The sequence below is a fragment of the Nocardia sp. NPDC127526 genome (genome assembly GCF_042672265.1).
Taxonomy (GTDB): Bacteria; Actinomycetota; Actinomycetes; order Mycobacteriales; family Mycobacteriaceae; genus Nocardia.
Genome location: NZ_JBHXVO010000014.1, coordinates 71,755 through 97,186 on the forward strand (window position 1 = coordinate 71,755; position 25,432 = coordinate 97,186).

Here is a 25,432-nt window from a genome sequence, read left to right on the forward strand (position 1 = left end):
CGTGACGGCCTATCTGCTGGCCACCACGGTCACCGGCGCGCTGTACGGCAAGCTCAGCGATCAGCTGGGGCGGCGCACCGTATTCCTCGGCGCGGTGGGCGTTTTCGTGGCCGCCTCGGTGCCGGCCAGTCTCGCCCAGACCATGCCGCAACTGGTGGCGGCGCGCGCCTTGTTGCTCCCCGCATCGGGTTCATCCGGCGTTCGCCCGGATTCCGGCGCCCGATAGCGAGCCGTCGCACAGCTCGCCGAGGGCGCCGGTCATGGCGGTGACAATGGCCTCGACGGTGGTGTGGTCGAAAAGTTCTGCGGCGTAGATCATCTCGCCGTGAATTCCGGCGCACCGGCCGTCGGGGCCGTAGTCCTCGCGCAGGTTCAGCAGGAGTTCCCAAGGGGTGTGACGGACCGGTACCGGGCGGTGCCGGGCGGACAGGTCGTCCGGTGTCGCGGCGAGATCGAGGCCGCGCAGGTAGGTCACCATCACCTGGAACAGCGGGTGGTGGGTGCGGGAGCGGGGCGGGTTGAGCAGTTCGACGAGGCGATCGAAGGGGAACTCCTTGTTCTCGTACGCGCCGAGGACGCGTTCGCGGACCTGGCTCACGAGCTCGCCCATGGCGGGGTCGGCGGTGAGGTCGACGCGGACGATCGCGGTGTCGACCACGCAGCCGACCAGGTCCTGGAGACCTTCGGCGTCGCGGCCGCTGAGCGCGACGCCGATGGGCAGGTCGGGGCCCGCGCCGCGGCGGTGCAGGGCGAGGGCGAGGGCGGTGTGCACGAGCATGTAGGTGCTGGCGCGGTGGTCGCGGGCGGTGCGGGCGAGGTCGCGGTGGGTGCCGGCGTCGATGGCGATGGGTATCGAGGCCGCGCGGTTGTCGCGGCGGTCGGCGCGGGGGCGGTCGGCGGGCAGGATCGGATGGTCCGGCATGCCGTCGAGGACGGTGCGCCAGTAGCGCGCCTGCTGTTCGAGGACCGCGGCGGGCTCGTTCGGCATGCGGCGCAGCCAGATCGCGTAGTCCGCGAATTGCGTTGCCGAAGAGGGCCATTGTGGTTCGATACCGGCTGCCCGCGCCCGGTAGGCGGTGAGCAGGTCGTATTGCAGGATGCCCAGGGATTCGCCGTCGCCGGCGATGTGGTGGAGCACGCCGAGCAGGATGTGATGGCGGTCGTCGAGCCGATACAGGCGGACGCGCAGCGGCGGCTCCCTGGTCGGGTCGAAACCGCGCTCCAATTCGGAATCCATTGCGCGGTCGACGCTCTCGCCTTCGGCGATGTCGATGATGCGGAAGTCCGGGCGGGCCGATTCGATCGGCAGAATGCGCTGGACGGGGCCGTCCAGCGCGTATGGCAGTACGGTGCGCAGGATTTCGTGTCGTTCGACGACATCGGTGACCGCCGCTCGCACGGCCTCGGGGTCCAGCGCGCCGTGGAGCTCGAGGGCGGTCGCGATCAAGTAGTCGGGGCGGTGGCCGCTGAGGTAGTCCACGGTCCACAACCGCTGCTGTGCGGGTGCGAGCGGAATCGGTTCCGTGCGAGGGATATTCGCGAGGCCGCGCGGCAGGTTCGCGGGTGCGCGCCGGTCCAGGGCCCGCTCCAGGGCGGCGACCGTCGGCGACTCGAACAGATCGCGCAGCGAGACCTCGACTCCCAGCGCCGACCGCAGGGCGGCGACGGCCCGGATCGCGGACAGGGAATTGCCGCCGTACGCGAAGAAGTCGTCGGTGATCCCCACCTCCGCGCGGCCCAGCGCCGCGGCGAAAGCGGCCGCGACGACCTGCTGACGCGGCGTGCGCACGGGCACCGCCTCCCCTGTATCGGGAGCCGGGAGCGCGCCGACGTCGACCTTGCCCATGGGAGTCAGCGGCAGTTCGCCGATCGCGACGATCGCCGACGGCACCAGGTAGCCGGGCAGGGTCGCGGACAGGGTGGCCCGCAGCGCCTCGGTATCGACACCGGCCCCGACCACGTGCGCGATGAGCGACTGCCCGTTCGCGGCCTGCCGCGCGGTGACAATGGCCGCGGTGATACCGGGTTCGCGCCGGATCGCGGCCTCCACTTCGCCGGGTTCGACGCGAAAACCGTTGACCTTCAACTGCCGATCGGCGCGGCCGAGGAAATGCAGCAGCCCGTCCGCATCCCAGCGGCCGAGATCGCCGGTGCGGTACATGCGCTCACCGGACGGGCCGAACGGATCGGCCACGAAGCGTTCGGCGGTACGGCCCGGCGCACAGTGGTAGCCGTTGGCGAGTCCCGCACCCGACAGGTAGATCTCGCCGGTGACACCGGCCGGCACCGGCCGCAGTGCGGAATCGAGCACCGTGACGCGCGTGTTGTCGGCCGGGCGGCCGATCGGGACGGGCTGCTCCGGTGATGCGTCACCCGGAATCGAATAGCCGAGCGCCCACCCGGTCGCCTCCACAGGCCCATACAGATTCGTCACCCGGGGTGCGTTGTGATCGAGAGACACGGGAGTCCCCGGCTGGTCGCCCTTGCCCTGGTACGCGCCTCCGCCCTCGTTCGCGCCTTCACCCTGGTATGCGCCGCTGCCCTGGTATGCGCCGCTGCCCTGGTACGCGCCTTCGCCCGGGTGCGCGCCGCTGCCCTGGTACGCGCCTTCACCCGGGTGTGCGCCTTCACCCGGGTGCGCGCCGTTGTCCTGGTGCGCGCCTTTGCGCACGGCCGCGACGGCCTGCGGTGACAGCACGTCCCCGGCGGAGGCCAGGTGACGCAGCCTCGCCAGTTCGCCCGGCATCTGCTCGGCCAGCAGCCGGAACAGCCCCGCCGGCAGGAGCATCGAGGTGACCCGCCCCGCGCGCAGCACCGCGGTGTGGTCGTGGACATCGAGGATCCCGGGCCGGGCGATCACCACGGTGCGTCCGGTGAGCAGCGGCAGCCACAGCTCGTACACCACCATGTCCCAGTTGTGCGGCGAGTGCATCAACATGCGCTCGTGCTCGGCACCGCCCGCGACCCGATCGAGAGCCCGGGTGACGATATTGCGATGGGTGACCTCGACGCCCTTGGAGTCACCGGTCGACCCGGAGGTGAACATGAGCGAGGCGACGGCATCGGGCGCAACGGCGACACCCAGGTCGCTGTCATCGTAATCCGCTGCCGCAGTGTCGATTTCCCTCAGCACCAGTTCGGTTCCGGTGAACTCCAACAGCCGCCGCACGTGAGCGGGCGGATAGCGGTCGCTGAGCGGCACGCACAACGCCCCCAGTTTGGCGACCGCGAGAAACGCCACCACGAGATCCACCGAGCGCGGCATGGCGACACCGACCGGCACACCCGGCCCGCCGCCGCGAGCGCGCAGCCACCGGGCAACCCGGTTGGCACGAGCATTCAACTCGCCGTAGCTGATCTCCACGCCGTCACACCAGAGCGCGGCACGCAGCGCGTGGTCCCGCACGACCAATTCGAAACACTGTGCAAGACTGCCATTTTCGATACCGGAGACAGCACCCCGCCCAGCGGCGAGCAGTTCCATCCGACGCGCGGGCGGCAGCAGGTCGAGCCGCCCGATCGCGGACTGATCAGGGTCGGCCAGCGCCGCCCCGGCAGCGAGGATCCGCGACCACAACTCGTCCACACCGGTGAGGCAGTCGATGCGATCGAAGTGCGCCCCGATGCGGAAGATCAGCTCACCATCACCCGGAACCACCACCACCGTCAGCGGAAAATGCGTTCCACCACGAACATCCACGCCCGTAACGGTGAAATCCGCCCCCGGATCACCGAGCAGGGCCGTGTCGAGCGGGAAGTTCTCGAAAACGAGCGAGGTGTCGAACAAGTCGCTCACCCCCGCCGCCGCACTGATATCGGCCAGCCCGAGATGGTCATGCTCCATCAAAGCCACCCGCTCACGCTGAATCCGGCCGGCCAGCACGAGGGGCGTCTCGGCGGCGGCCAGTCGCACCCGCAGGGGCACGGTATTCATGAGCAACCCCACGGCACCGCCCATATCACCGCCGTCGCGACCGGAGACAGTAATCCCGAAAACGACATCATCGCTACCGGTCAGATTGGACAACACCAACGCCCACAGCGCCTGAACCAGCGTATTGAGCGTGACCCCATGCACACCCGCCCGCTCCCGCAACGCGGCAACCATGGCACCGGGCAGCGCAAAGACATGCTCCTCCGGCCGCCGCCACCGCCCCCGCTCAACCCGCGCGACCTTACTAGGCTCCGCCCCCGCCAGAGCGTCCGCCCACGCCCGGCGAGCACCGTCCCGATCCCGCCCCTCCGACCACTCCAGGAATGCCGCGAACGGAGTCGCCGCAGCCAGTTCGAGCCCGCGATACCCAATCAGCATCTCGCGCAGCAAGATCCCCAGCGACCACCCGTCCAGCAACGCATGGTGGTGAGTCACCACCAGGGCCGCCTTCCGCGCCCCAGCACGAACCAGACTGACCGCGAGCAAAGGAGCCCCGAGCGGATCCATGCGAGCATCTTCGGCCCGCACCCGATCAACCCCGTCATCCCACTCAGCGTCACCACCCCGCCCGGGAGAGTGGGCCCGCCCGGCACCAGCGATTCGCGCACCGACGTCGTGCCGCGCAGCAATATCGCCCCACGCAGCAGCATCACCCAACCCGGCAACATCGCACCGGCCAGCACCCTCGACCTGCGCAGCACCATCGACCCGCCCGGCAGCATCACCGCGCGCAGCGGCGTCGTGCCGCCCCACAGCGTCGCCCAGCGCCGCAGCATCGCCCAGCCCGGCAACATGACTCCGGCTGGCAGCACCGACCCGCGCAGCGGCGTCGACCCGCCCGGCAACATCACCCCGCGCAGGCGTATCACCGCGCGCAGCGGCGTCGTGCCGCCCGGCGGGGTCACCCTGCTTGGTGTCGTCGTCCTGATGGGCTGTCGGCAGGGTGGCGAGATCCACTACACGCCAGGGGAGTTCGAGGTTGTCGAGGATCTCGTAGCGGGGCTGGTCGCCCTGGTCGACGACGAAGCGGCCCAGTAGGTGTGGGTGTCGTGCGAGCACCATGTGCAGGGCTGCGCGCAATCGGTCCGCGTCGACCGTGCCGTCCAGTGTCAGCGTGGCCTGGACCAGGTAGGGGTCCTCGCCGTCGCCGCCCTCGTATAGGGAGTGGAAAAGCAGGCCGGACTGCAATGGTGTGGCGGGCAGGAACATGCGGTCGTGCGCGGGGGTCTGCGGTAGCGTCACCGACGTGCGAGGGGCCACTGGCGGTCGGGTGTCGGCGGTGTGGGCCAGCGCGCGAATGGTCTGCTGCTCGAATACATCTCGCGGCGTGAGGTCGAGTCCGGCGGCGCGGGCGCGGTCGGCCAGCCGGATGGCGAGGATGCTGTCGCCGCCCGCGGCGAAGAAGCCGGTTTCTGCGCCGAATCCGTCGTGTCCGAGGATCTCTGCGAAGACGGCGTGCAGGCGGGTCTCGGTCTCGGTGCGTGGTGGCGCGTCGTCGGGGCGGGCTACGCCCTGCGGGGCCAGGGCGCGCAGTCGGCGTTCGTCGACCTTGCCATTGGTGGTCGCGGGGATGGCGTCGACGACCGTGATCGTGGCCGGAATGGCGTGTGCGGGCAGCAGATCGGTGAGATCGGCGCGAATCTCGTCGGGGTCGGCGTGGTCGCCTTTGACGAAGGCGGCGAGCCGTCGATCACCCGGCCGGTGTTCCACTGTCAGCACGGCCGCCGCGCGCACCGCGTCGAGCGTGCACAGCGCGGCCTCGATTTCGCCGGGTTCGATGCGGAAGCCGCGGATCTTCACCTGGCGATCCGCGCGCCCGAGGTACTCGAGTGTGCCCGTCTCGGTCCACCGCGCCAGGTCGCCGCTGCGATACATCACGGTGCCGGGTCCGCCGAAGGGATCCGCGGTGAATCGCACCGCGGTACGACCAGGCTGGCGAAGGTATCCCGCGGTGACACCGGGACCGGCGACGTAAAGCTCGCCGGGCACCCCCGGCGGGCACGGGCGCAGCCCGGCATCGAGGACATACACGGCCAGATCGGTTATCGGCGTGCCGATATCGCCCGCCGACACGGCCCTGGACACCCACGTGAATCCCGCCTCCGCGGCGCCGAGTTCCTGCTCGAACCCTGCCTTCACCATGTCGGGCGCCTGCTCGAACCCTGCCTTCACCAGGTCGGGCGCCTGCTCGAGTCCCGCCGTCGCGGGGTCGGCGGCCGGTTCACCGGGCAGCGGGGTTCCGGTGGTGAACACGGTCGTCTCGGTGATGCCGTACATGTTGATCAGGCGGGGTGAGCGCGGATCGTGCCGCGTCCACCAGTCGGCCAGCCGCCACGGCTCCACCGGTTCACCGCCGAAGATCACGTAGCGCAAGGCGAGCTGGTCATCGGCCGGGCGCCGCATGTGGGCGTCGACCAGGGCTCCGAAGGCGGACGGTGTTTGGTTGAGCACCGTAACCCGTTGTGCCGCCAGCAGATCGAGGAACTCGCGGGGTGAGCGAGCTACCTCGGCGTCGACGATGACGAGCTTGCCGCCGTGGCAGAGTGCGCCCCAGATCTCCCACACGGAGAAGTCGAATGCGGTGGAGTGGAACAGCGTCCAGACGTCGTCGGCGTTGAAGTCGAACCACGGCCGGGTCGCGGTGAGCAGCCGGACCACATTGGCGTGCGTGACGATCACGCCCTTCGGGCGTCCGGTGGTGCCGGAGGTGTGGATGACGTAGGCGGGGAGTGCCGGTGTCCGGTGGAAGGCGGGCTCGCGGGGGACGACCTGTGCGGGTTCCCCGATTCGCAGGACGGGTGCGGTCGAGATCGCCTCGGGCGGTTCGACTCCCGCGCCGACGACGATGAGCGCCGGTGCCACGTCGTCGAGGATCGTGCGCAATCGCCACCGCGGATGGCCGGGATCGAGTGGGACGTAGGCTGCACCCGTCTTCAGCACCGCGATGATGGCGACTATCAGGTCCATCGAACGCGGCAGGGCGAGGCCGACGAAATCCCCTGGGCGGACGCCGTATCCGGTCATGGTCCGGGCCAGTCGGCGTGCTCGCTCATCCAGGCCGGCATAGGTGAGGGTCTCGTCGCCGTGGACCACGGCGATGGCGTCACCTTGCGCGGCCGCGATTCGATCGAACCAGTCGACCAACGTCTCGGCCGGTTCCGCGGTTGCGGCGGGCCCGGCCGGATTCGGTGCGGGCCGCAACCGCCCCAGCGGAAGATCCTCCGGAGCCGCGGCCAGGGCGGTAAGAGTGTCCATCAGCCGTCGGTGATGTGCGGCGAGGTCGCGTTCGGAGTAGCGCAGCGTATTCGATTCGAGCACCAGGGACAGGCCCGGTTCACCATTGTCGTAGACGCTGATGTTCAGGTTGTCGGAGCGCCCGGCCAGGATATGGCGCAGGGTGGCCGATTCGGCTCCGAAGCGCAGATCCTTCTGCATGGGCATCACATTGACGGTGGGGCCCAGGACGCCACCGTCGAGACCGCTCACTCCCAGATCGGCGAGCATATCGCCGTACTGATATCGCTGGTGGCGCAGGATGATCAGGGATTCGGCGCGCACGGCGGCCAGCAGGTCACCGACGGTGGCGGCCGGGTCGACCGTAATCCGCAGCGGGACGATGTTCGCGGTCATACCGAGTGCGTTGCGGGACCGTTTGGCGGGCACGGCCAAGCCGAGCGTGACCGTGCGCGAACCCGAATCCGCGTGCAGCAGTAACGCGATGGCGGCGAACACCCACACCGGCCAGGCCGTCGCGGTGGCCTCCGCGCGGACCCGCAGCGCCTTCCACTCGGATTCACCGACCAGGTCGGCGTGCCGGAGGAACCGATTGCCGTCCGCGGCCGCCGGGGCACCGGCGAACTGCGGCGGCTCCTGCGGCCCGGTCGCGAGCCGCTGCGCCCAGAACCGCCGGTCGTCCTCGAAGCGCGCGGACGCGCGGAATCGGTCGTCCTCGGCGATCAGGTCCGCCACCCGGTCGAAGACCGATTCGTCCACCGCGCGGCCCTCGACCAGGGCCGTGTAGGTGTCGGCCACGCGGCGGATGAACGCGGCCGAGGCGGCGCCGTCGATCACCGCGTGATGGGAGCGGATGAACCACAGCGTGCCCGCCGCGCCCACGTCGAGCAGATGATGCTCGAACAGCGGCGCGCACGCCAGATCGAACGGCCGGTCCAAGGCGGCGTTCATGAACCGCACGGCCGCGCCGAGCGGATCGGCCGCTGCCCGGAAGTCGTTGCGGTGCAACGGCCAGTCCCGCACGTTCTCGACGACCTGCACGACCGATCCGTCGGCCTCGGTGTCGAACCGGACCCGCAGCGATTCCGCGCCGGCGACGACAATCCGCAACGCCCGCTCGAACAGTTCCTCGTCGATCGCGCCGTGAATGTGCACATAGCCGCCGACGAGCAGTCGCAACCCGGTGTCGTCGAGCTGCTGTGCGACCCAGATGTGCTGCTGTGCGCGCGTCAGCGGTAGGCGTCGGGTCACGGTAGCCCCTCGATGGTCGTCTCCGGATCCCGGGCGATGGCGGTGAGCAGCCCGCGCATGCCCGCGCCGATCTCGGTCACCTGCGCTTCGTCGAAAAGCCTGCTCAGATAACCGATTCGGACGCTCAGCTCGGGTCCGGGATCGACGGTGACCGTCAGCGGATAGTGCGCGGCGTCGGTGAGCTCGAGCCCGGTGCCCGTCACACCCTCCACGGCGGCCGCCGCGGCGGTGAGCTGCTCGGTGTCCACCGGATAGGACTCGAACGCCAGCACCGTGTCGAACAGCAGGTCCCGCAGCCCCGCCGCGGCGTGGATCTCGGTCAGGCCGAGGTGATGGTGCTCCATGAGCTCCGCCTGCTCGGCCTGCACCGCGCGCAGCAGCTCCGCGACCGTCATGCGCGGCCCGTACCGCACCCGCACCGGCACGGTATTGATGCACAGTCCGACAATGGATTCCACGCCGGGCAGGGCGGCCGGGCGACCGGAGACGGTCGCGCCGAACACCACATCGCCGTGACCGAGCTTGCGGCCCAGCAGGATTGCCCAGACGACCTGCAGCACGGTGTTGACGGTGACCCCGAGTCGAGCGGCGGTCGCCCCGAGCGCGGCGGTGGTCGAAGCATCGAGCGACCATCGATAATCCGCTGTCGTGACCGTGCTTTCGCGAGCGCGGGCCGCCGGGGCGACCAGCGTCGGCGCGCTGATGCCTTCCAGTGCCCGGCGCCACGCTCCGGTGGCGGCCGCCGCGTCGCGGGCATGGTTCCAGGCGAGGTAGTCGCGGAAGGAACCACCCGGAACCGGCAGCGAATCCTCGGAGGCGTAGAGCGCCAGCAGATCTCGCAGTACCAAGGGCACCGACCAGCCGTCGAGCAGGATGTGGTGGTAGGTGGCGATCAGGACATGCTCGGAGTCCGCGATGCGGGCCAGCGTGAATCGCAGCAACGGCGGACGGGCCTGATCGAAGCGGCGGGCGCGCTCGGCGGCGGCGAGCTTCGCGACCTCACCCGCTGTCGCCAGATCCACTTCGCTCCAGGGGAGTTCGACCGCCTCCGGCACCACCTGACGCGGCGTGCCGGTGGTGTCGAAGACGAACGCCGCCCGCAGGTTCGGGTAATGCTCGAGGAGGCGCTGCGCGGCCCCCCGCAGCCGGTCGTGGTCGACCGCACCGCCCATGCGCACCACCACTTGCACGTTGTACACATCGGCGGCGGCCTCTTCCCGCCCGGCCAGGGTGGCGTGGAAGAACAGCCCCGGCTGCAGTGGCGCGAGCGGCCACACATCGGTGAGCCGTCCGTAGTCGCGCTCCCACCGGGTGATGTCCTCCTGGCGCACCCGCACCAACGGGAAATCCGACGGCGTGTGACCGCCCGCGTTCGCACCGCTCCCGTGGACCGCGATGGCGTCGAGCGCGCGCGTCCACAGCTGCGCCAGCTCCGCCACGTCGCCACCATCGAGAAGTGTCGTGGGATAAGCGAATCCAGCGCGCAGCCGGGACCCCGTCACAATCGCGTTCACCTCGATCGCAGCAGCCGCGGGCAGGTCCGGGTCCGGATGCGCGTCCGGTGTCGCAACGACCCCCGCGCCCCGGTCGTCGACCCTTCCCAGATAGTTGAAGGCGATCTGTCCCGGCATGGCGTCCGGCAATTGTTCTGCGGCATCGGGATTCAGATAGCGCAGCAACCCGTATCCGACCCCGTGATCGGGAATGGCCCGCATCTGCTCCTTGACCGCCTTGATCACCGCGCCGGCCGCATCGGCCCCGGCCAGCGCCGCCTCGATATCGATATCGCCGAGGTCGATGCGGACCGGATAGAGCGAGGTGAACCACCCGACAGTGCGGGACAGCTCCGCCCCCGGCACAACCTGCTCCTCACGCCCGTGCCCTTCCAGCCGGAGCACCGAGACCGGAGCCTCCACACCCCGCCGAGCCCGCCATACCGCGAGCGCGACAGCCAATGCGGCAACGAAGATCTCGTCCACACCCGCATGGAACCGGCCGGCGACGACCCGCACCAGCGCGTCGGTGACCGCCTCGTCCACGCTGACGTCCACCGTTTCCACCCGCGCGGAGACATCGACGGCCGGATCCAGCGGCCGGGACCCCAGCGGTGGGTCCGGCGTCTCGCAAATTCGCCGCCAGAGCGCGAGTTCGGCCATCCGCTCGGGCGCGTGCGCCGCGTCGACGAGACCGTGCGCCCACCTGCGCATCGAGGTGCCCGCCGGACTCGATTGAGACACAGCGCCATTCGCGGCAGCGTGCAGAGCGCTGAGCAGGTCGGGGAGCAGGATTCGCCACGACACGCCATCCATGGCGATGTGATGCGCGCAGATGATGAGACGACCGTGCACACCCCGCTGTTCGAAATCCAGCCAGACGAACTGCACGACCACGCCCGCCGCCGGATCGAGGCGATCCAGCGCCGCATCCAGCTCCCGCGCCGCGAGCGCCTCCAACATGCCGGCGTCCACAGCGCCGTCCTCCGCGATGTCGTCGAATGCACTGTGGTACAGCAGCTTCGACACGTCCACGGAGCCCGGCGGCAGGGTTTCGAACTGCCATTCGCCGTACTTGTCACGGTACAAGCGGCTGCGCAACATATCGTGCCGATCGACGAGCGCACCGACGGCCGCCAATAGGCTGCCGTGCTCGACCCCTGCGGGCAGATCGACGGTGAGCGTCTGATTGACCCGGCGGAAGCCACCGCCGCGTTCGGTCAACCACCGCACGATCGGGGTGAGCGGCATCTCGCCGACACCCCCGCCCGGCAGTTCCGGCAGCACGTGCGGCAACTCGTCCCCGGAATCCAGCGACCGCGCGGCCGCCGCGATTCCGGCCACGGTGCGGTGTTCGAACACGTCACGCGGCGTGAAGTGCAATCCGTGCGCCCGCGCCCGGGAGGCGAGCTGAATCGAGATGATGCTGTCGCCGCCGAGCGCGAAGAACGAATCATCCACCCCCGGCCGCGCCGTGCCGAGCACCTCGGCGAACAACTCGGCCACGGCATGCTCCGCAGGGGTGCGGGGCTGCCGCACCGATTGCGGCGCGCGAACCGGCGCAGGCAAGGCCGCCCGGTCCAGCTTGCCATTGGCGGTCAGCGGCAACGCTTCGATCAGCACAATGGCGGCCGGTCGCATATATGACGGGACGCGCTGTGCAACATGAGCTTTCAGCTCCGCCGAGCCCAAATCAGCGCCCTGCACGGGCACAACGTAGCCGATCAGTCGCGACGCCCCGGACTCCCCGGACCGAACCACGACAGCCGCCCGCGCCACGGCCTCGTGCTCGAGCAGCGCGGCCTCGATCTCACCCGGCTCGATCCGATAGCCGCGAATCTTCACCTGATCATCGCCGCGACCGAGGTACTCGAGCTGCCCGTCGGCAGTCCAACGCGCCAGATCCCCGGTGCGATACATGCGCTCGCCGGACGCACCGAACGGGTCGGCGACATAGCGATCCGCCGTCGTCCCCGGCCGAGCATGGTAACCGCGAGCAAGCTGCCCCCCACTGAGGTAGATCTCGCCCACTGCGCCCACAAGTGCCGGCCGCAACCGCGAATCCAAGACGCGCACACAGATTCCCGGCAACCCGCGACCAATGACGCTGCCCCGCGCCGATTCGGCGTCCGCACCATCCACCGCGAAATGGGTCGCATGCACAGTCGCCTCGGTGATGCCGTACAGATTCGAGATCCGCACCCCCGCAGCCGGATCGGAGTCGTACCACGACCGCGCACGGCGCAAATCCAGCGCCTCACCCCCGAGCACGAGGTGCCGCAGCGCGGGCAGCGCATTCCGGCCGGCATCCAGCAGCCCGGAGTCCAGCAAGGCGTAGAACGCCGCCGGTGTCTGGCTCAGCACCGTAACACCTTCTCGCGTCAGCACTTCGGCGAGGTCCTCCGGCGAGCGGGTCACCTCCGCATCCACGACGACAAGCGCACCGCCGCTCGCAATCGCCCCCCACATCTCCCACACCGAGAAGTCGAACGCGTGCGAGTGGAACATGGTCCACACATCGTCGGGCCCGGTGTCGACGACCGCTCGCGTAGCAGCGAGCATGGCAACGACATTCCGATGCGTCACGCCCACACCCTTCGGACGCCCCGTGGAGCCCGACGTGTACAGCACGTAAGCGAGATTGTCCGCGCCTGGCGCCGCAAGGCCGGAACCGGCCGATGTGACCACGCCGTCGACACCGTCACTTCGGTCTGCAACGCCGACACTCCCGGTCGCGCCCGCTCCGCCAGCCCGGTCAGCACCGCCGGTCTGGTCCGCGCCGCCGGCCCCCTCACTTCTGTTCAGGTCGGCTGCGCCTTCGGTCCGATCGAGACCGCCTGAGCCGCGAGACGGGTCTACACCGCCGGCACTGTCGGACCGATCCGATCCGGCGGCGCTGACGGCGACGGCACTATCGGCGCTGCGGGTCTTGCCGCCACCTGGGTTGTCGCCGTTGTCAGTGATGTCAGCGCCGTCTCCGGTACCGATCACGATGCATGGCGCGCCGGTCGCGGGCAATGCGGCGCGGTCGGCGGCGGTGGTCAGGATGCAGGCCGGGTTCGTTTCCGCCAGTATGAATTCGAGGCGTTTGGCCGGGTTGCCGAGGTCGAGTGGGACGTAGGCGGCGCCGGACTTGACGACGCCGAGCAAGGCGACGATCAAGTCGGCCGATCGCGAGATTCCCACGGCGACGAGCGATTCCGCGCCGATTGCGCGAGCCGCGAGCGACCGCGCGAGAGCGTCGGAGGCCGCATCGAGTTCACGGTAGGTCAGGGTGCGATTGCCGGAGCGGACGGCTACGGCAGGTCCGCGCGCAGCCGCTTGCCGGCGGAACAAGTCCACGAGCGTCACGTCGGGCGTCAGCAGGTCGCCGTGCCGGTCGCCTGGCTGGGCGGCTCGCGAACCCTTGGGAACGCCGAGATGTTGCGAGTTCTCCGGCAGGGCGGGGCTTTGCCACTTTCCCGGCAGGGCTGGGCGCTGCCAGTCGTGCAGTACCAGGCTGCGTTCTGCCGGGCCGAGCGGATCGATGTCGGTTGCGGCGGTATCCGAGTGTGTGGCGATCTGGCGGAGTACGCGGGTCATGCGCTCGCCCAGGCGCAGCACGGTGGCCTCGTCGAGGAGGTCGCGCCGCCAGCTTGCGAGCAGGTGCAGGCGGTCGGTCTGGCGGACGGTCAGCGTCAGGGGGTAGTGGGTTGCTTCTCGTGATTGGAAGCCGGTGATCACCAGCCCGGCGCCGGCGGCGGCTCGGGCGCGGAGTGCGGCCTCGTCGACCGGATAGGTTTCGACGACGAGGAGTGTGTCGAAGAGGGTTCCCTCACCGAGGGCGGATTGCGCGCTGATATCGGGGAGGCCGAGCTGGTGGTGGCCCGCTAGTTCGAACTGTTCGCGCTGGACGCGGCGCAGCAGTGATCGCACCGACTCGCCGGGAGATTGCCGGATTCGCACGGGAACGGTGTTGATGAACAGGCCGACCATGGATTCGACGCCGGGGAGATTCGCGGGGCGGCCCGATACGGTTGTGCCGAAGACGACGTCGTCGCGATTGGTCATGCGCGCCAGCAGGATTGCCCAGGCGGCCTGCAGGACGGTGTTGACCGTCACCTCGAGCTCTGCGGCCAGTCGGACGAGCTCCTGCGTGAGGTCCACGTCCAGGGCGAACGCATGCTCGGGCGGCAGCGTCGTGGGTGCTCCCACGGCGGGGTCGGAGGCGAGCAGCGTCGGCTCCGAAAGACCTTCGAGGGCTTGCGCCCATGCCTGCTTCGCGGCCGAGTTGTCCTGGCGGGAAAGCCATTCCACGTAGTGCCGGTACGGTCGCGGGGCGTCGGCGGCGAAACCCGCATAGCCGGCGATGATCTCGCGCAGCAGCAGCGGAATGGACCAGCCGTCGAGCAGCAGGTGGTGGCCGGTGACGACCAGCTCGGTGCGGTCGGCGTCCAAGCGCAGCAGCAGGAAGCGCAGCAGTGGCGGGCGCGTGAGGTCGAACGGTTCGGTGCGTTCACGGTCGAGGAGGTCGTGCCGTTCGCCCGCAGTGGCGGTCAGATCCACCTCGCGCCACGGCAGCGTCACTTCACCCGTGACCAGCTGAACAGGCACACCGCTCGCGGTGACCGCGAAAGCGGTGCGCAGGTTGGCATGTCGTTCCAGGACGGCGGCCGCGGCGGAGCGCAACCGTGGCGCGTCGACCGCCCCGTCCAGGCTCAGCACCAGCTGCACCGTGTACACGTCCAGCGCGTCCGGATCGAACATGGCGTGGAACATCATTCCGGCCTGCAGCGGCGAGACCGGCCAGGCGTCGCTCAGCGTGGGGTATTGCCGCTCCCAGGTATCGATATCGCGCTGAGTCGTGGTCGCCAGCGGGAAATCGGAGGGGGTGTGGCCACCGCGCGTCCGCGGACTGCGGGCATGGCGGGCGAGGGCCGCCAGCGCCTCGCGCCACAGTTCGACCAGTTCGCTGCCCGACTCCTCGGTGAACAGGGTGCGCGCATAGCCGAAGCTGGTGGCGAGCCGCTGGCCGACGACAATGGAATCCACTTCGACGGCGCCCAGCGCGCCGCGGCGGGCATCGGGACGGATGGGCAGCATGCCGAATTCGGGCGAGGGCAGCCAGCCGATGCCGGCCAGCTCCTCCGGAATATCCAGGCCGGTGATGTGCCCGAAGTAGTTGAACGAGATCTCCCCGGGCTCCCGATGCGGCAGGGCCGCCGCGGTATCCGCGTTCAGGTATCGGAGCAGGCCGTAGCCGAAACCATTGTGCGGTGCGGCCCGCAGCTGCTCCTTGACCGCCTTGATGGCGTCGCCCATGGCGGGCCCGCCCGCGAAGGCGTCGTCGACATCCACTCCGGTCAGGTCCAGTCGCGCCGGGACGATGGAGGTGAACCAGCCCACGGTGCGGGACAATTCGGCGCCGGGCACCGCATCCTGTTCGCGCCCATGGCCTTCCAGGCGCAGCAGCACCGACCGCTCGCCCTCGCCGCGGCGGGACCGCCAGCGGGTCACCGCGAGCGCGAGCGCGGTCAGCAGCGCGTCCGCCACGCGGGCCCGGTACCGGTCGGGAATGGCGGTGATGATCGCGCTGGTGTCGTGCTCGTCGAGTTCGATGGCGGTGTGCGCCACGTCCGGCGCGAGATCGCGCTGCGGATCGAACGGCCGGTCCCCGAACGTCGGCTCGGGTCCCTCGACGATATCGCGCCAGATCGGCAGCTCCCCGATCAGCGCCTCGGTGTGCGCGGTGTCGGTGATGGCGTGCGCCCAACGCCGCATGGAGGTTCCGACGGCCGGCAGCTGCGGCGTACTCCCCGCCGCGACGGCCGCCCATGCGGCGACGAAGTCGGGCAACAGGATTCGCCACGAGACACCGTCGACGGCGATGTGATGCGCGGCAATGACGAGCAGCCCCGGCTTGCTGCGGTTTTCGGGAGTGAGCCACACGAAGCGCAGCACCGCACCGGTGGCCGGATCGATCCGATCGATGGCCGCATTGAGCTCGATCCCGGCGAGCGCCACCAATTCCGCGCGGTCGAGGTCATCGTCGTACACAACCTGGTGAATCAAGGAATCGACGTCGATGCTCCCGGGCGCGCCGACCCGCACATGCCACTCACCGGCATCGTCGCGGTACAGCCGCGACCGCAGCATGTCGTGATGATCGACGACCGCCGAGATCGTGGAAACAATGGCCGCGCGGTCGATTCCGGCGGGCAGCTCCAGCGTCATCGACTGGCAGAAGCGATCGAAGTTCCCGCCCCGCTCGACCAGGAACCGAATGACCGGCGTGAGCGGCAGCTCCCCCACCCCGCCATCCGCCAACTCCGCCAACGGCGGGACCGAATCCGCCTCCGCCGCTTGCGCAATGGCCGCCAGCCGCGCCACCGTCCGGTGTTCGTACACCTGCTGCGCGGTCACCGCGATCCCCCGTGCCCGCGCCCGCGACACCAGCAGAATCGACATGATGCTGTCCCCGCCGAGCGCGAAGAACGACTCGTCGACCCCGATCCCGTCCCGCCCCAGCACCTCCGCGAAAACAGCGGCCAGCGCGGTCTCCGTCTCGGTGCGCGGCGCCCGGTACACCACCGGTTCGAAATCCGGTGCGGGCAACGCCTTCCGATCCACCTTGCCGGACCGATTCACCGGCAGCTCACTGAGCACGACGAGCGCGGCGGGCACCAGATGCCGCGGCAGCACCTCGGCCAGCCGCTGCTCCAGCGCTTCCCGGTCGATGCGATGCCCGGCGGCCGGAGTCACGTAGGCCACCAATCGCCCACCGCCCGTGCCGTTTCCGTCGTGCACCACGGCAACCGCCTGCGCCACGGATTCCTGCGCGGCGAGCACCGATTCGAGCTCACCGAGCTCGATGCGAATCCCCCGCAGCTTCACCTGGAAATCACTGCGCCCGACGAACTCCAGTTCCCCGGACCCGTTGGCGCGCACGATATCGCCGGTGCGATACATCCGCGCCCCCGACTTCGTGAACGGGTCGGCAATGAAGCGTGCGGCGGTGAGCCCGGGTTGCCGCACGTACCCGCGAGCGAGCGCGACACCGCCCAGGTAGAGCTCGCCCGGCACGCCGACCGGAACCGGCTGCAAGAACGCATCGAGCACATAGGCCCGGGTCCCCCACGACGGCGCCCCGATAGGCACTGCGCCGGTGTCGTTCTCGTCGATGCGATGCCGCGTGACCGCGACGGTGGCCTCGGTCGGACCGTACAGATTGTCGTACCGCGCCCCCGGCGCGAGCACCGGCAGCTGCGCCGCCAGCGCGGGCGTCACCGCCTCACCGGCGAGCAGGACCCGCCGCACACTCGGCGCGAACGGCGCGGCCACCGCCGCCCGATGCGCGGCGAGCGTGGAGGGCGTGAACTGCACGGTGGTGACGGCGTGCTCCCCGATCGCCCGCGCGAGCTCCTGCGCGTCGCGGTACGCACCCGACCCGTCGACCACGACGCGAGCTCCACTGGTGAAGGGCCACAGCACTTCCCACGCCGACACATCGAACGACAGCGCGGTCTTGCGCACCACCGCATCACGGCCGTCGAGCCCGTGCACGTCCTGCATCCAAGCCAGATGCGAGCACACGGCCGCGTGGGTGACCTCCACCCCCTTCGGCCGCCCCGTGGACCCCGACGTGAACAGCACGTACGCCAGGTTCTCCGGCCGCAACGGCGCGATCCGATCGGCATCGGTCACCGTCGCGGCGGACTCCCCGCTCAGGTCGAGCTCGTCCAGATGGATCACCCGCACCCCGTCCGGCCCTTCGAACCCCTCCCGCCGGGTGGTCAGCACGCACACCGGTCCCGCACTGTCGATCACCTGTGCGTGCCGCTCCCGCGGATGCTCCGGATCGAGCGGCAGATACGCCCCGCCCGCCGCGATCACCGCATGCACCGCGACAATCTGCTCCGCCGACGCCCCGAGAGCCAGCGCCACGACCCGCTCGGGCCCCGCCCCCGACCGAATCAAATACCGCGCCAGCCGATTCGCCGCCCCCTGCAACTCCGCATACGACATCCCGCTACCCGCCCCCGCCAGCGCCACCGCCTCCGGCGTCCGCGCGGCCTGCCCGGCCAGCAACCCGGCCAAGGTCGCCGCGCCCGACAGCGCGCCCCCGGCCTCGGTGAGCGCAACCGCCCCGCCCGAGGACGCACGACCTCCCGAAGATCCACGCTCGCTGGAAGGCGCACGACCTCCCGAAGGCCCGCGCACGCCCGAAAGCGCACGCCCACCTGAGGACTCACGCTCATCCGAAGACCCGCGCCGCTCCGGCAGCGATACCTTGGGGGTCGCGGCCGACGAACCCGTGGTGTCTGTTCCAGCGAGGTCGGTCGACGAGGGAGCCGCTGCCGTCACAGCTGCGGGCACCGGTTCGCCATCGACGGTTGCATTCGTCCCGAGTGCGTGGCCGTCGCGGCCCGCGGTCGGGGTGACCGGAGTCGTGACCGGACCCGACGCGGTCTCGGGTCGCCGTCCCACGAGGTGGCGGACCTCGCCGGGCGCGGCAAGACCGATGCGGCCGATCGGGGCGTGCGGTGCGTGGGCGAGCCGGTCCAGCAGGGGGACGAGATGGTCTCGGTGTGCCGGGTGCGGGCCGGTCACGGCGATACGCCAACCGCCTGCGGCGCGGTCGTCGAGGCAGACCGCGAGAGTTTCGGCCTGCCCGGCGCACGACGTCACGGTCGCGGTGCCCAGATCGTCCAGGGCTGCGCCGGCGAGCATGCGCACGGTGAGCGGCCATTGACCGTGCACCGGTGATTCGGTCCAGGGGTCGTCGATGTCGGGGATGTACCGGTGCCGGCGCGCCTTGCGCAGCTCGCGGCCCACATTCTTGGCGATGGAGTCGAAGGTGTCCTGCGGTTGTACCGTGATCCGCAGTGGCGCAGTGGTTTCCCCGTTGTCGAATGCGATGACGCCCTCGCGGGTCGTGGCCAGGCGGGACGCGTAGACGGCCAGTGCGGCCAGCACTACCGCGGGCGAACCGCCACCACAGGTGCGCGCGATCCTCGTGAGCTCCGACGAGCCTTGCACGGCTGCCCAGAGCACGGCGGCCGGGCTTCCGGAGACCGGAGCGTCCGACGCTTCATCGGTCACCCGCTGGCCGGGCGCACGCTCCGAATGACCGGGCGCGTGGTGCGGGTCGCCAGGCACGCGATCGGAATGACCGGACGCATTCAGGCTCACAGCATCCTGGTCGGCGCGCGACCTCTCGGCCGTCGCGTGGGCTGCGATTGCGGGGAGGGGTTCGGGGCGGGGGGCGGCGGTAAGGCTCTGCTCCCAGTAGTCGCGATCGGCGGCCCAGGCGCCTGATTCGCGGTAGCGGCGTTCGGTTTCGAGGCGGTCCGCTGTCGGGCCGAAGGGCGAGATCGGGGTTAGGGGCGCGGCCGGGTTGTGCAGGAGGTCGCGGACCCGGGCGAGGATGGCGAGGACGCCGGGGTGGTCGTTGACCAGGCGGTGGTAGCGCTGGTACCAGCCGATCCGGCCGTCGGCGAGCTGGAAGATGAGTTGGCGCTGGAGCGGGCCCCGTGCGGGATCCATTGCGCGGGAACGCTCTTGCTCGATCCGGTCGGTGACGAAGCGCGCCGGGCCGGACGGGTCGGCGACGACTATCGAGGTGGGAGCGGGCGTCGTCTCGTGCACCTCGATCGCGCCGGTGTCGCCGCGAAAGACGCTGTGCAGGACCGGACTTTCCGCGAGCGCGGTGTCGACGGCAGCGCGCAGGGTTTCCGCGGTCAGCGACCCCGTCAGTTCGATGTAGAGGTCGACGTAGCGATCACCGGCTGCGAGGGCGGCCCGCTGGGCGTCGCTCGGGGTGCGGAGGCCGGGCGTCGCGGCGGTGGGCGTCTCAGCGATAGTCATGGAATCCTTGTCCGGTCTTGCGGCCGAAATGCCCGGCGGCGACGAGGGTCGCGAGGGCGGGGGGTACGCGGTAGTGGTCTTCGCCGGTTTCGCGGTGCAACACGTCGATGGTGTCGGCGACGTTGTCCAGGCCGATGAGGTCGGCGGTGCGCAGCGGCCCCATCTTGTGGCCGAGGCAGCGTTCGAAGAGGGCGTCCACCGTGGCGGCGTCGGTGCCGGTGTCGAGGGTGGCGGCGGCCTGGGCGATGGTCAGCATGAGCAGGCGGTTGAGGACGAAGCCGGGGCGGTCGCCGACGACGATGGACTCCTTGCCGAGCGCGGTCAGCAGGTCGGTGGCCCGGGTCAGGGTGTGCGCCGAAGTCTGTTCGCCGCGAACGACTTCCACGGCGTCGGTGAGCGGCGCGGGGTTCATGAAGTGCAGGCCGAGCACCTGCTCCGGGCGGCCGGTCGCGGCGGCCAGCCGGGCGATCGGGATGGCGGAGGTGGCCGAGGCGAGCACGGCGCCGGGCGGGCAGTGCCGGTCGAGTTCGGCGAACAGCCGCTCCTTCAATTCGATGCGCTCGGTGGCGCATTCGATGACGAAGTCGACCTCGCCCAGCTCGTCGATGCGGTCGGTCCAGCGCACCCGGCGGGCGGCCTCCAGCGCGGTGCGGCGGTCGCCGCGACCCAGCAGGAGGGCCAGGCGCACCGCTTCGTCGAGGCTCTTGCGGGCGCGGGCAACGGCATTCGGGTCGGGTTCGACCACAATGACATCGCGGCCCGCCTGCGCCAGGCATTGCGCGATGCCCGCACCCATGGTGCCGGCGCCGATCACGGCCACGGTTCCGGTCATCGGGTCACCTCCGCTTCCGCGATGCAGCGCAGCGCGATATCCGCCACCGGTTCATCCGGCGTCTCCGCCAGGCCGTGCAGCAGCCCGACCAGGTCGGCGAGCATCTGCTGCGCGGTCGATTCATCGAAAAGCTCTGTGGCATAGGCCAGTTCCACGACAGGTCCGTCATCGGCGAGGCTCCGGTCGAGAACCAGCTCCGCCGCCCCGGGCCGTGCGTCGCGGAAACGGATCGCCACATCACCGACAGCGCCCGCCGCCTTGCCGACAGCGCCTGCAGCCTCGCTGACAGCTCCTGCCGCGTCGGTGGCGGCGCTCGTCGCATAGTCGGCGGCGCTTGTCGCGGCAGCGGTCAGTGCCGCCGCGGCTCGCGCGATCAGCGCGACGCCGTCGGGATCATCGGCGAGGTCCATCCGGGCCGCGCCGCCCGCGAGCCCCACCTCCACCTCATCGGAGCCGGAGTACCAGGCCAGCAATGCGATCCACGCGGCCAGCAGCACCGCGTCCTCGGGCTCGCCGTCGAATCGCTCGCGCACGGTCGCCGGCGTGTACGACACCTGTCCCGTCTTGCGCGGCCGATCCGTCGGAATGTCCAGCGCTGCACCCGGTTCAGCCGAGCCGATACCGGCCGGCGAAGGCGCGGCGATCAGTTCATCGATCGAGCGGTCCGGGGCCGACCCCACCACCTCGGTCAGGATCTCGAGATACGTGGCGGCGAAGCCCGCGGCCGTGCGCTGCGTGAACAGCTCGGTGCTGTACTCGAAGCAGGCCAGCATGTCGTGGTCGTCGCTGCGGTCGTAGGTGATCAGGCTGAGATCGAATTTCGCGGTGCCGGCGGGCAATCCGCCGAAGGCGTTCTCGATGGAGTGCTCCAGGTCGAAGAACTCCGTCTCGCCGCCACTGAGCGGGTTCGCCGTGCCGACGAGATCCTGGTGCACATAGAGCACATCGAAGATCGGGGTGCGCGACACATCACGCTGATCGTCGAGCGCGTTGACGACCCGCTCGAAGGGAATCTCCTGATTCTCCAGCGCGCCGAGCACGATCGCGCGCACCCGCTCGAGCAGATCGGCCAGCGTCGCGGGCCCGGACAGGTTGGCGCGCAAGGCGACCGTGCTGTTGAAGAACCCGATGAGCCCCTCCAGCTCGCGCCGGGTACGCCCGGTGGTGGGCGTGCCGATGACCAGGTCACGCTGCCCGCTACGCCGCGCGAGCAGAATGTAGAAGGCGCTCAGCATCACCACGAACAGCGACACCGACTCCCGTTTGGCGACCGCGCGCGCCGCCGCGAGCAGTTCGGCCGGGACCGTGAACGGCTCCAGATCGCCGGCGAAGGTTTTGCGCGCCGGACGCGGGAAATCAGTGGGCAGCCGCAGTTTCGGCGCATTCCGCAGCGAATGCGTCCAGTACTCCAGCTCATGATCGAGAGCACCCGAATCCAGCAGATCCCGATGCCAGCGCGCGTAATCGCGATAGCGGACCGGCAGCGGCTCCAGTTCCGCGGTGCGCCCCTCCTGCCGCGCGGCGTAGAGCAGCGGAATCTCGCGCGCGAGAATCCCGGGAGTCTGCCCGTCGGTCACGCAGTGATGGCAAGTCACCTGCAGCACATGCATATCGGGTGCCAGCGTCACCAGCAGCACGCGCACCATGGGATCGCGCGCGAGGTCGAACGGCGTGGTCGCGGCCTCCCGGATCAACCCGCGTGCGACGGCGACCGGATCCCCTGCACCGGAAACGTCGACAGCGCGGAAGAACTCAGCGAGCGCGGGCCGGACCCGCACCACCGGCAGCCCATCGACCTCGACGAGGTTGTACCGCAACGGTTCGTGCCGCTGCGCGAAATCCTCGAAGGTGCCCTTGATGGCGGCGCTGTCGATCGCACCCCGAAGGACGTTGACCACCGGGTAGTTGTAAAGCGTCGTATCCGGAACGAGCTGGTGGTGGAACCACATTCGCTCCTGCCCGGGCGACATGACCAGCTCGTCGGTGCGCGTAATGGGCGGCGCCGACCGGGCCGGCCGACCGGCCTCGGCTGCCGTCGGGACCGCCCCATCGCTCAGCAGCGCCGCGAAGTCCGAGACCTTCGGCCGCTCATAGACATCGAGAAGCTTGGGCCGGAAGCCGAAACTCTCCTCCACCCGCTCGACCAGCTGCACGGCGATAATCGAATTCCCGCCGAGGTCGAAATAGTCTTCGTCCGCGCCGATTTCGGACTCGGCGTGCAGCAATTCGCGCAGCACCCCGCGCAGCCACTCCGTCGCGTCCGAGGGCGTGGACGTCTCCGCGCGCACCACCGCCGCCGCGACGGGTTCAGCCGGAAGCGCCGCCGCAGTGGGAAGCTCGACCCAGCACCGGGTGCGGTGCATCGGGTGTCCGGGCAAGCGCACGCGCATCCCGTCGCCGTTCTGCACGCCGGCCCAGTCGATATCCAAACCGCGCTCGTAGAGGCTGCCGACAACGTCCAGCATTCCGGGTGCATCGGCGGAGCCGAAAATGATCTCCGCATCCGCCCGGTCCGCGAGATCCTCGGCGAGCAGACGACCCAGCTCGCCGCCTTCACTCGGATCGACGAAGACCACCGGCCCGTCCCGCAGCAACGTCTCCGCCGCGGCGCGCAGCCGGGACCGGTTCACCGCCGGATTCGCTGCCGCCTCGGCCAGCTCACCGGCCTGGACCGCCGCCGTCGATCCGAGCAGGTAGCGGGCCAGATACTTCGATGCCCCGCCGCTGAGTATGGCGGTGAATCGAATTCCGCACGCCCGCAGCAGATCATGCGCCATGATCTGCCGCCGGAGCACCGGAGCGACATGCTCCGGTGCGGGCAGCTGAGCAGGCAGCGACGGCCTGATCTCGTCACCGGTCAGCATACCGACCGAGAGCGACGAGACCGAGCTCGTCTCACCGCTTGTGGCACCGCTGTCCACCGACCCGGGCGAAAGCAGCAGCGCCACCCGAGGCGCCACCGGCTGCCCACCTTCCGGATCGACCGCAGCCCCACGCAGTTCGAGCTCCTCGGCAAGATCCGCCGTGCTGGTCGCACACACCGCAATGCGATAACCGAAATGCGCCCGCCCCCGCCCGAGCGTGAACGCCACATCCGCGAGATCGACCGCGCTGCCGCGTAACCGCCCCGCCAGCGTGCCGCACAATTCCGCGAGCGCCGCCGGCGTCCGCGCCGAAACCCCCACCAGCCGCCGCTCCGGCTCCCGGTCCGCTCCGGTGACACTGGAATAGACCACGTCGGGTGCTTGTCCCACGACCGCGCCCGCACCCTGCGCGACATCGCTCGCATCAGCCACGATGCCACCAGCGTGCGGCCCGCCGCCCACCGACGATGGCGCAGCATCGGCGGCCTGCCGCGCAACACCGCCGGGCCTCAGCGCCGCGTCGGGTGCTTGCCGCCCGATCTCGCCCGCACTATCCACATCACCTGGCTGCCGCACGATTTCGGCCGTCTTCAGCGGCAGGTCGGATACGTGCTGCACGACATCGCCCGCGCCGTCCGCGACTTCGCTCGGCAGCTGTGCCACATCGGTCGGCCTCCGCTTCGCCGCGGCCGCCTGCTGAACGATGTCCGGTGCCTGCTGGACGACGCAGTGGGCGTTGGCGCCGCCGAGGCTGTAAGAGCTCACGCCTGCGAGGCGGGGTTCGTCGCTGTCCCAGGGGCGTGGGCGGGTGAGGACTTCGATACCGGCGGCCGCCAGGTCAAGATCGCCGGTGGGGCGGTGGAAGTGCAGGGAGGGGTACAGGTGGCCGTCGTGGACGGAGAGTACGGCCTTCACCAGGCCCGCGACGCCGGCGGCGTGATCGAGATGCCCGATATTGGTCTTCACTGATCCGATCGGGAGTGGGTTGGCACGACCGGCGAAGGCGGTGCGCAGGCCCTCGAGTTCGACGGCGTCGCCGAGGCGGGTGGCCGAGCCGTGTGCTTCGAGATAGCCCGCATTACGGGGGTCGGCTCCGGCGGCTCGCCAGGCGCGCTCGATGACGCGCGCCTGGGCGGTGGCGCTGGGGGTGCTGATGGTGACGGCCGAATGCCCGTTGTGCAGGACGGCGCTGCCTCTGATCACGGCGTAGACGGGGGCGCGGTCGGCATGGGCGCGGGCGAGGGTGGTCAGGAGGAGGGCGGCGCCGCCCTCGCCGGGGACGGTGCCGTCGGCTTCGGCGTCGAAGGCGCGGACCTTGCCTGTCGTGGAGGCGATTTCGGTCATGGTCTGCATGGTCCAGGCCGGGGATCCGCCGGCGCGGATACTGACCCCGCCCGCGAGAGCGTAATCAGCGTCACCGGAACGCAGTTCGCGGCAGGCGTGGTGGACGGCGATGAGGGAGGCGTTGCAGCCGCTGTCGATGGCGTAGCAGGGGCCGGTCAGGCCGAGCAGGTGCGCGATGCGGGCCGGGGTGCCGAAGGGCAGGTTGCCCAGCATGGCAAGGGGTCCCGGATCGACGGCCATGGCGTGGTAGGTGGGCATGGGTGCGCTGAACACGACCGCGGTGGTGGCGTCGCGCAGGGTGCGTGGCGCGTATCCGGCGTCCTCTATTGCCGTGTGCGCCAGTTCGAGGGCGATCCGTTGTTGCGGATCCATCAGGGACGCTTCGCGTTTGGACAGCCCGAAGAACGCGTAGTCGAAGCTGTGGATATCGGTGAGATGCCCCATGGGCAGGTAGTCGACCCGCCGGTCGAGCGCCGTCGCCTCGGCCCGGGATTGCGGCATGGGCCCGATCGAGTCCCGTCCGGCGGCGAGGTTGGCGCGGAATTCGCCGAGGTCCGACGCGTCCGGGAACCGGACGCCGAGACCGACGATGGCGATGTCGTCGGGGCGTGGTGCTGGTGTGGTCACGATATCT

5 protein-coding genes are annotated in these 25,432 nt (G+C 70.1%); 1 reads left to right on the plus strand and 4 read right to left on the minus strand.

Annotated features, from left to right (window positions below):
• Nucleotide 1 precedes the first annotated feature (1 nt).
• Complete coding sequence (locus tag ACFVIV_RS22475; RefSeq protein ID WP_379199269.1) at nt 2–226, plus strand: hypothetical protein; 225 nt, start codon at nt 2–4, stop codon at nt 224–226.
• On the opposite strand, the gene ACFVIV_RS22480 is transcribed toward ACFVIV_RS22475, so the two are convergent.
• From ACFVIV_RS22480 to ACFVIV_RS22495, 4 genes are read right to left on the minus strand one after another with little or no spacing between them, the layout of a single operon-like run.
• A complete protein-coding gene (locus tag ACFVIV_RS22480) occupies nt 191–8,419 on the minus strand; it encodes a condensation domain-containing protein (RefSeq protein WP_379199271.1) in 8,229 nt (2,742 codons plus the stop codon). The genes ACFVIV_RS22475 and ACFVIV_RS22480 overlap by 36 nt on opposite strands.
• Entirely contained in the window at nt 8,416–19,758 is an 11,343-nt protein-coding gene (locus ACFVIV_RS22485) for an amino acid adenylation domain-containing protein (protein WP_379199273.1), read from the minus strand. The genes ACFVIV_RS22480 and ACFVIV_RS22485 overlap by 4 nt, the downstream gene beginning before the upstream one ends.
• Nucleotides 19,745–20,590, minus strand: coding sequence for a 3-hydroxyacyl-CoA dehydrogenase family protein (locus ACFVIV_RS22490; protein WP_379199275.1), 846 nt, complete (start codon nt 20,588–20,590; stop codon nt 19,745–19,747). The genes ACFVIV_RS22485 and ACFVIV_RS22490 overlap by 14 nt, the downstream gene beginning before the upstream one ends.
• The gene (locus ACFVIV_RS22495) at nt 20,587–25,425 is read right to left on the minus strand and encodes a condensation domain-containing protein (RefSeq protein WP_379199277.1); all 4,839 of its coding nucleotides are present in this window, start codon (nt 25,423–25,425) and stop codon (nt 20,587–20,589) included. Before ACFVIV_RS22495 ends, ACFVIV_RS22490 begins: the two co-directional genes overlap by 4 nt.
• Between the last annotated feature and the right edge of the window lie 7 nt (nt 25,426–25,432).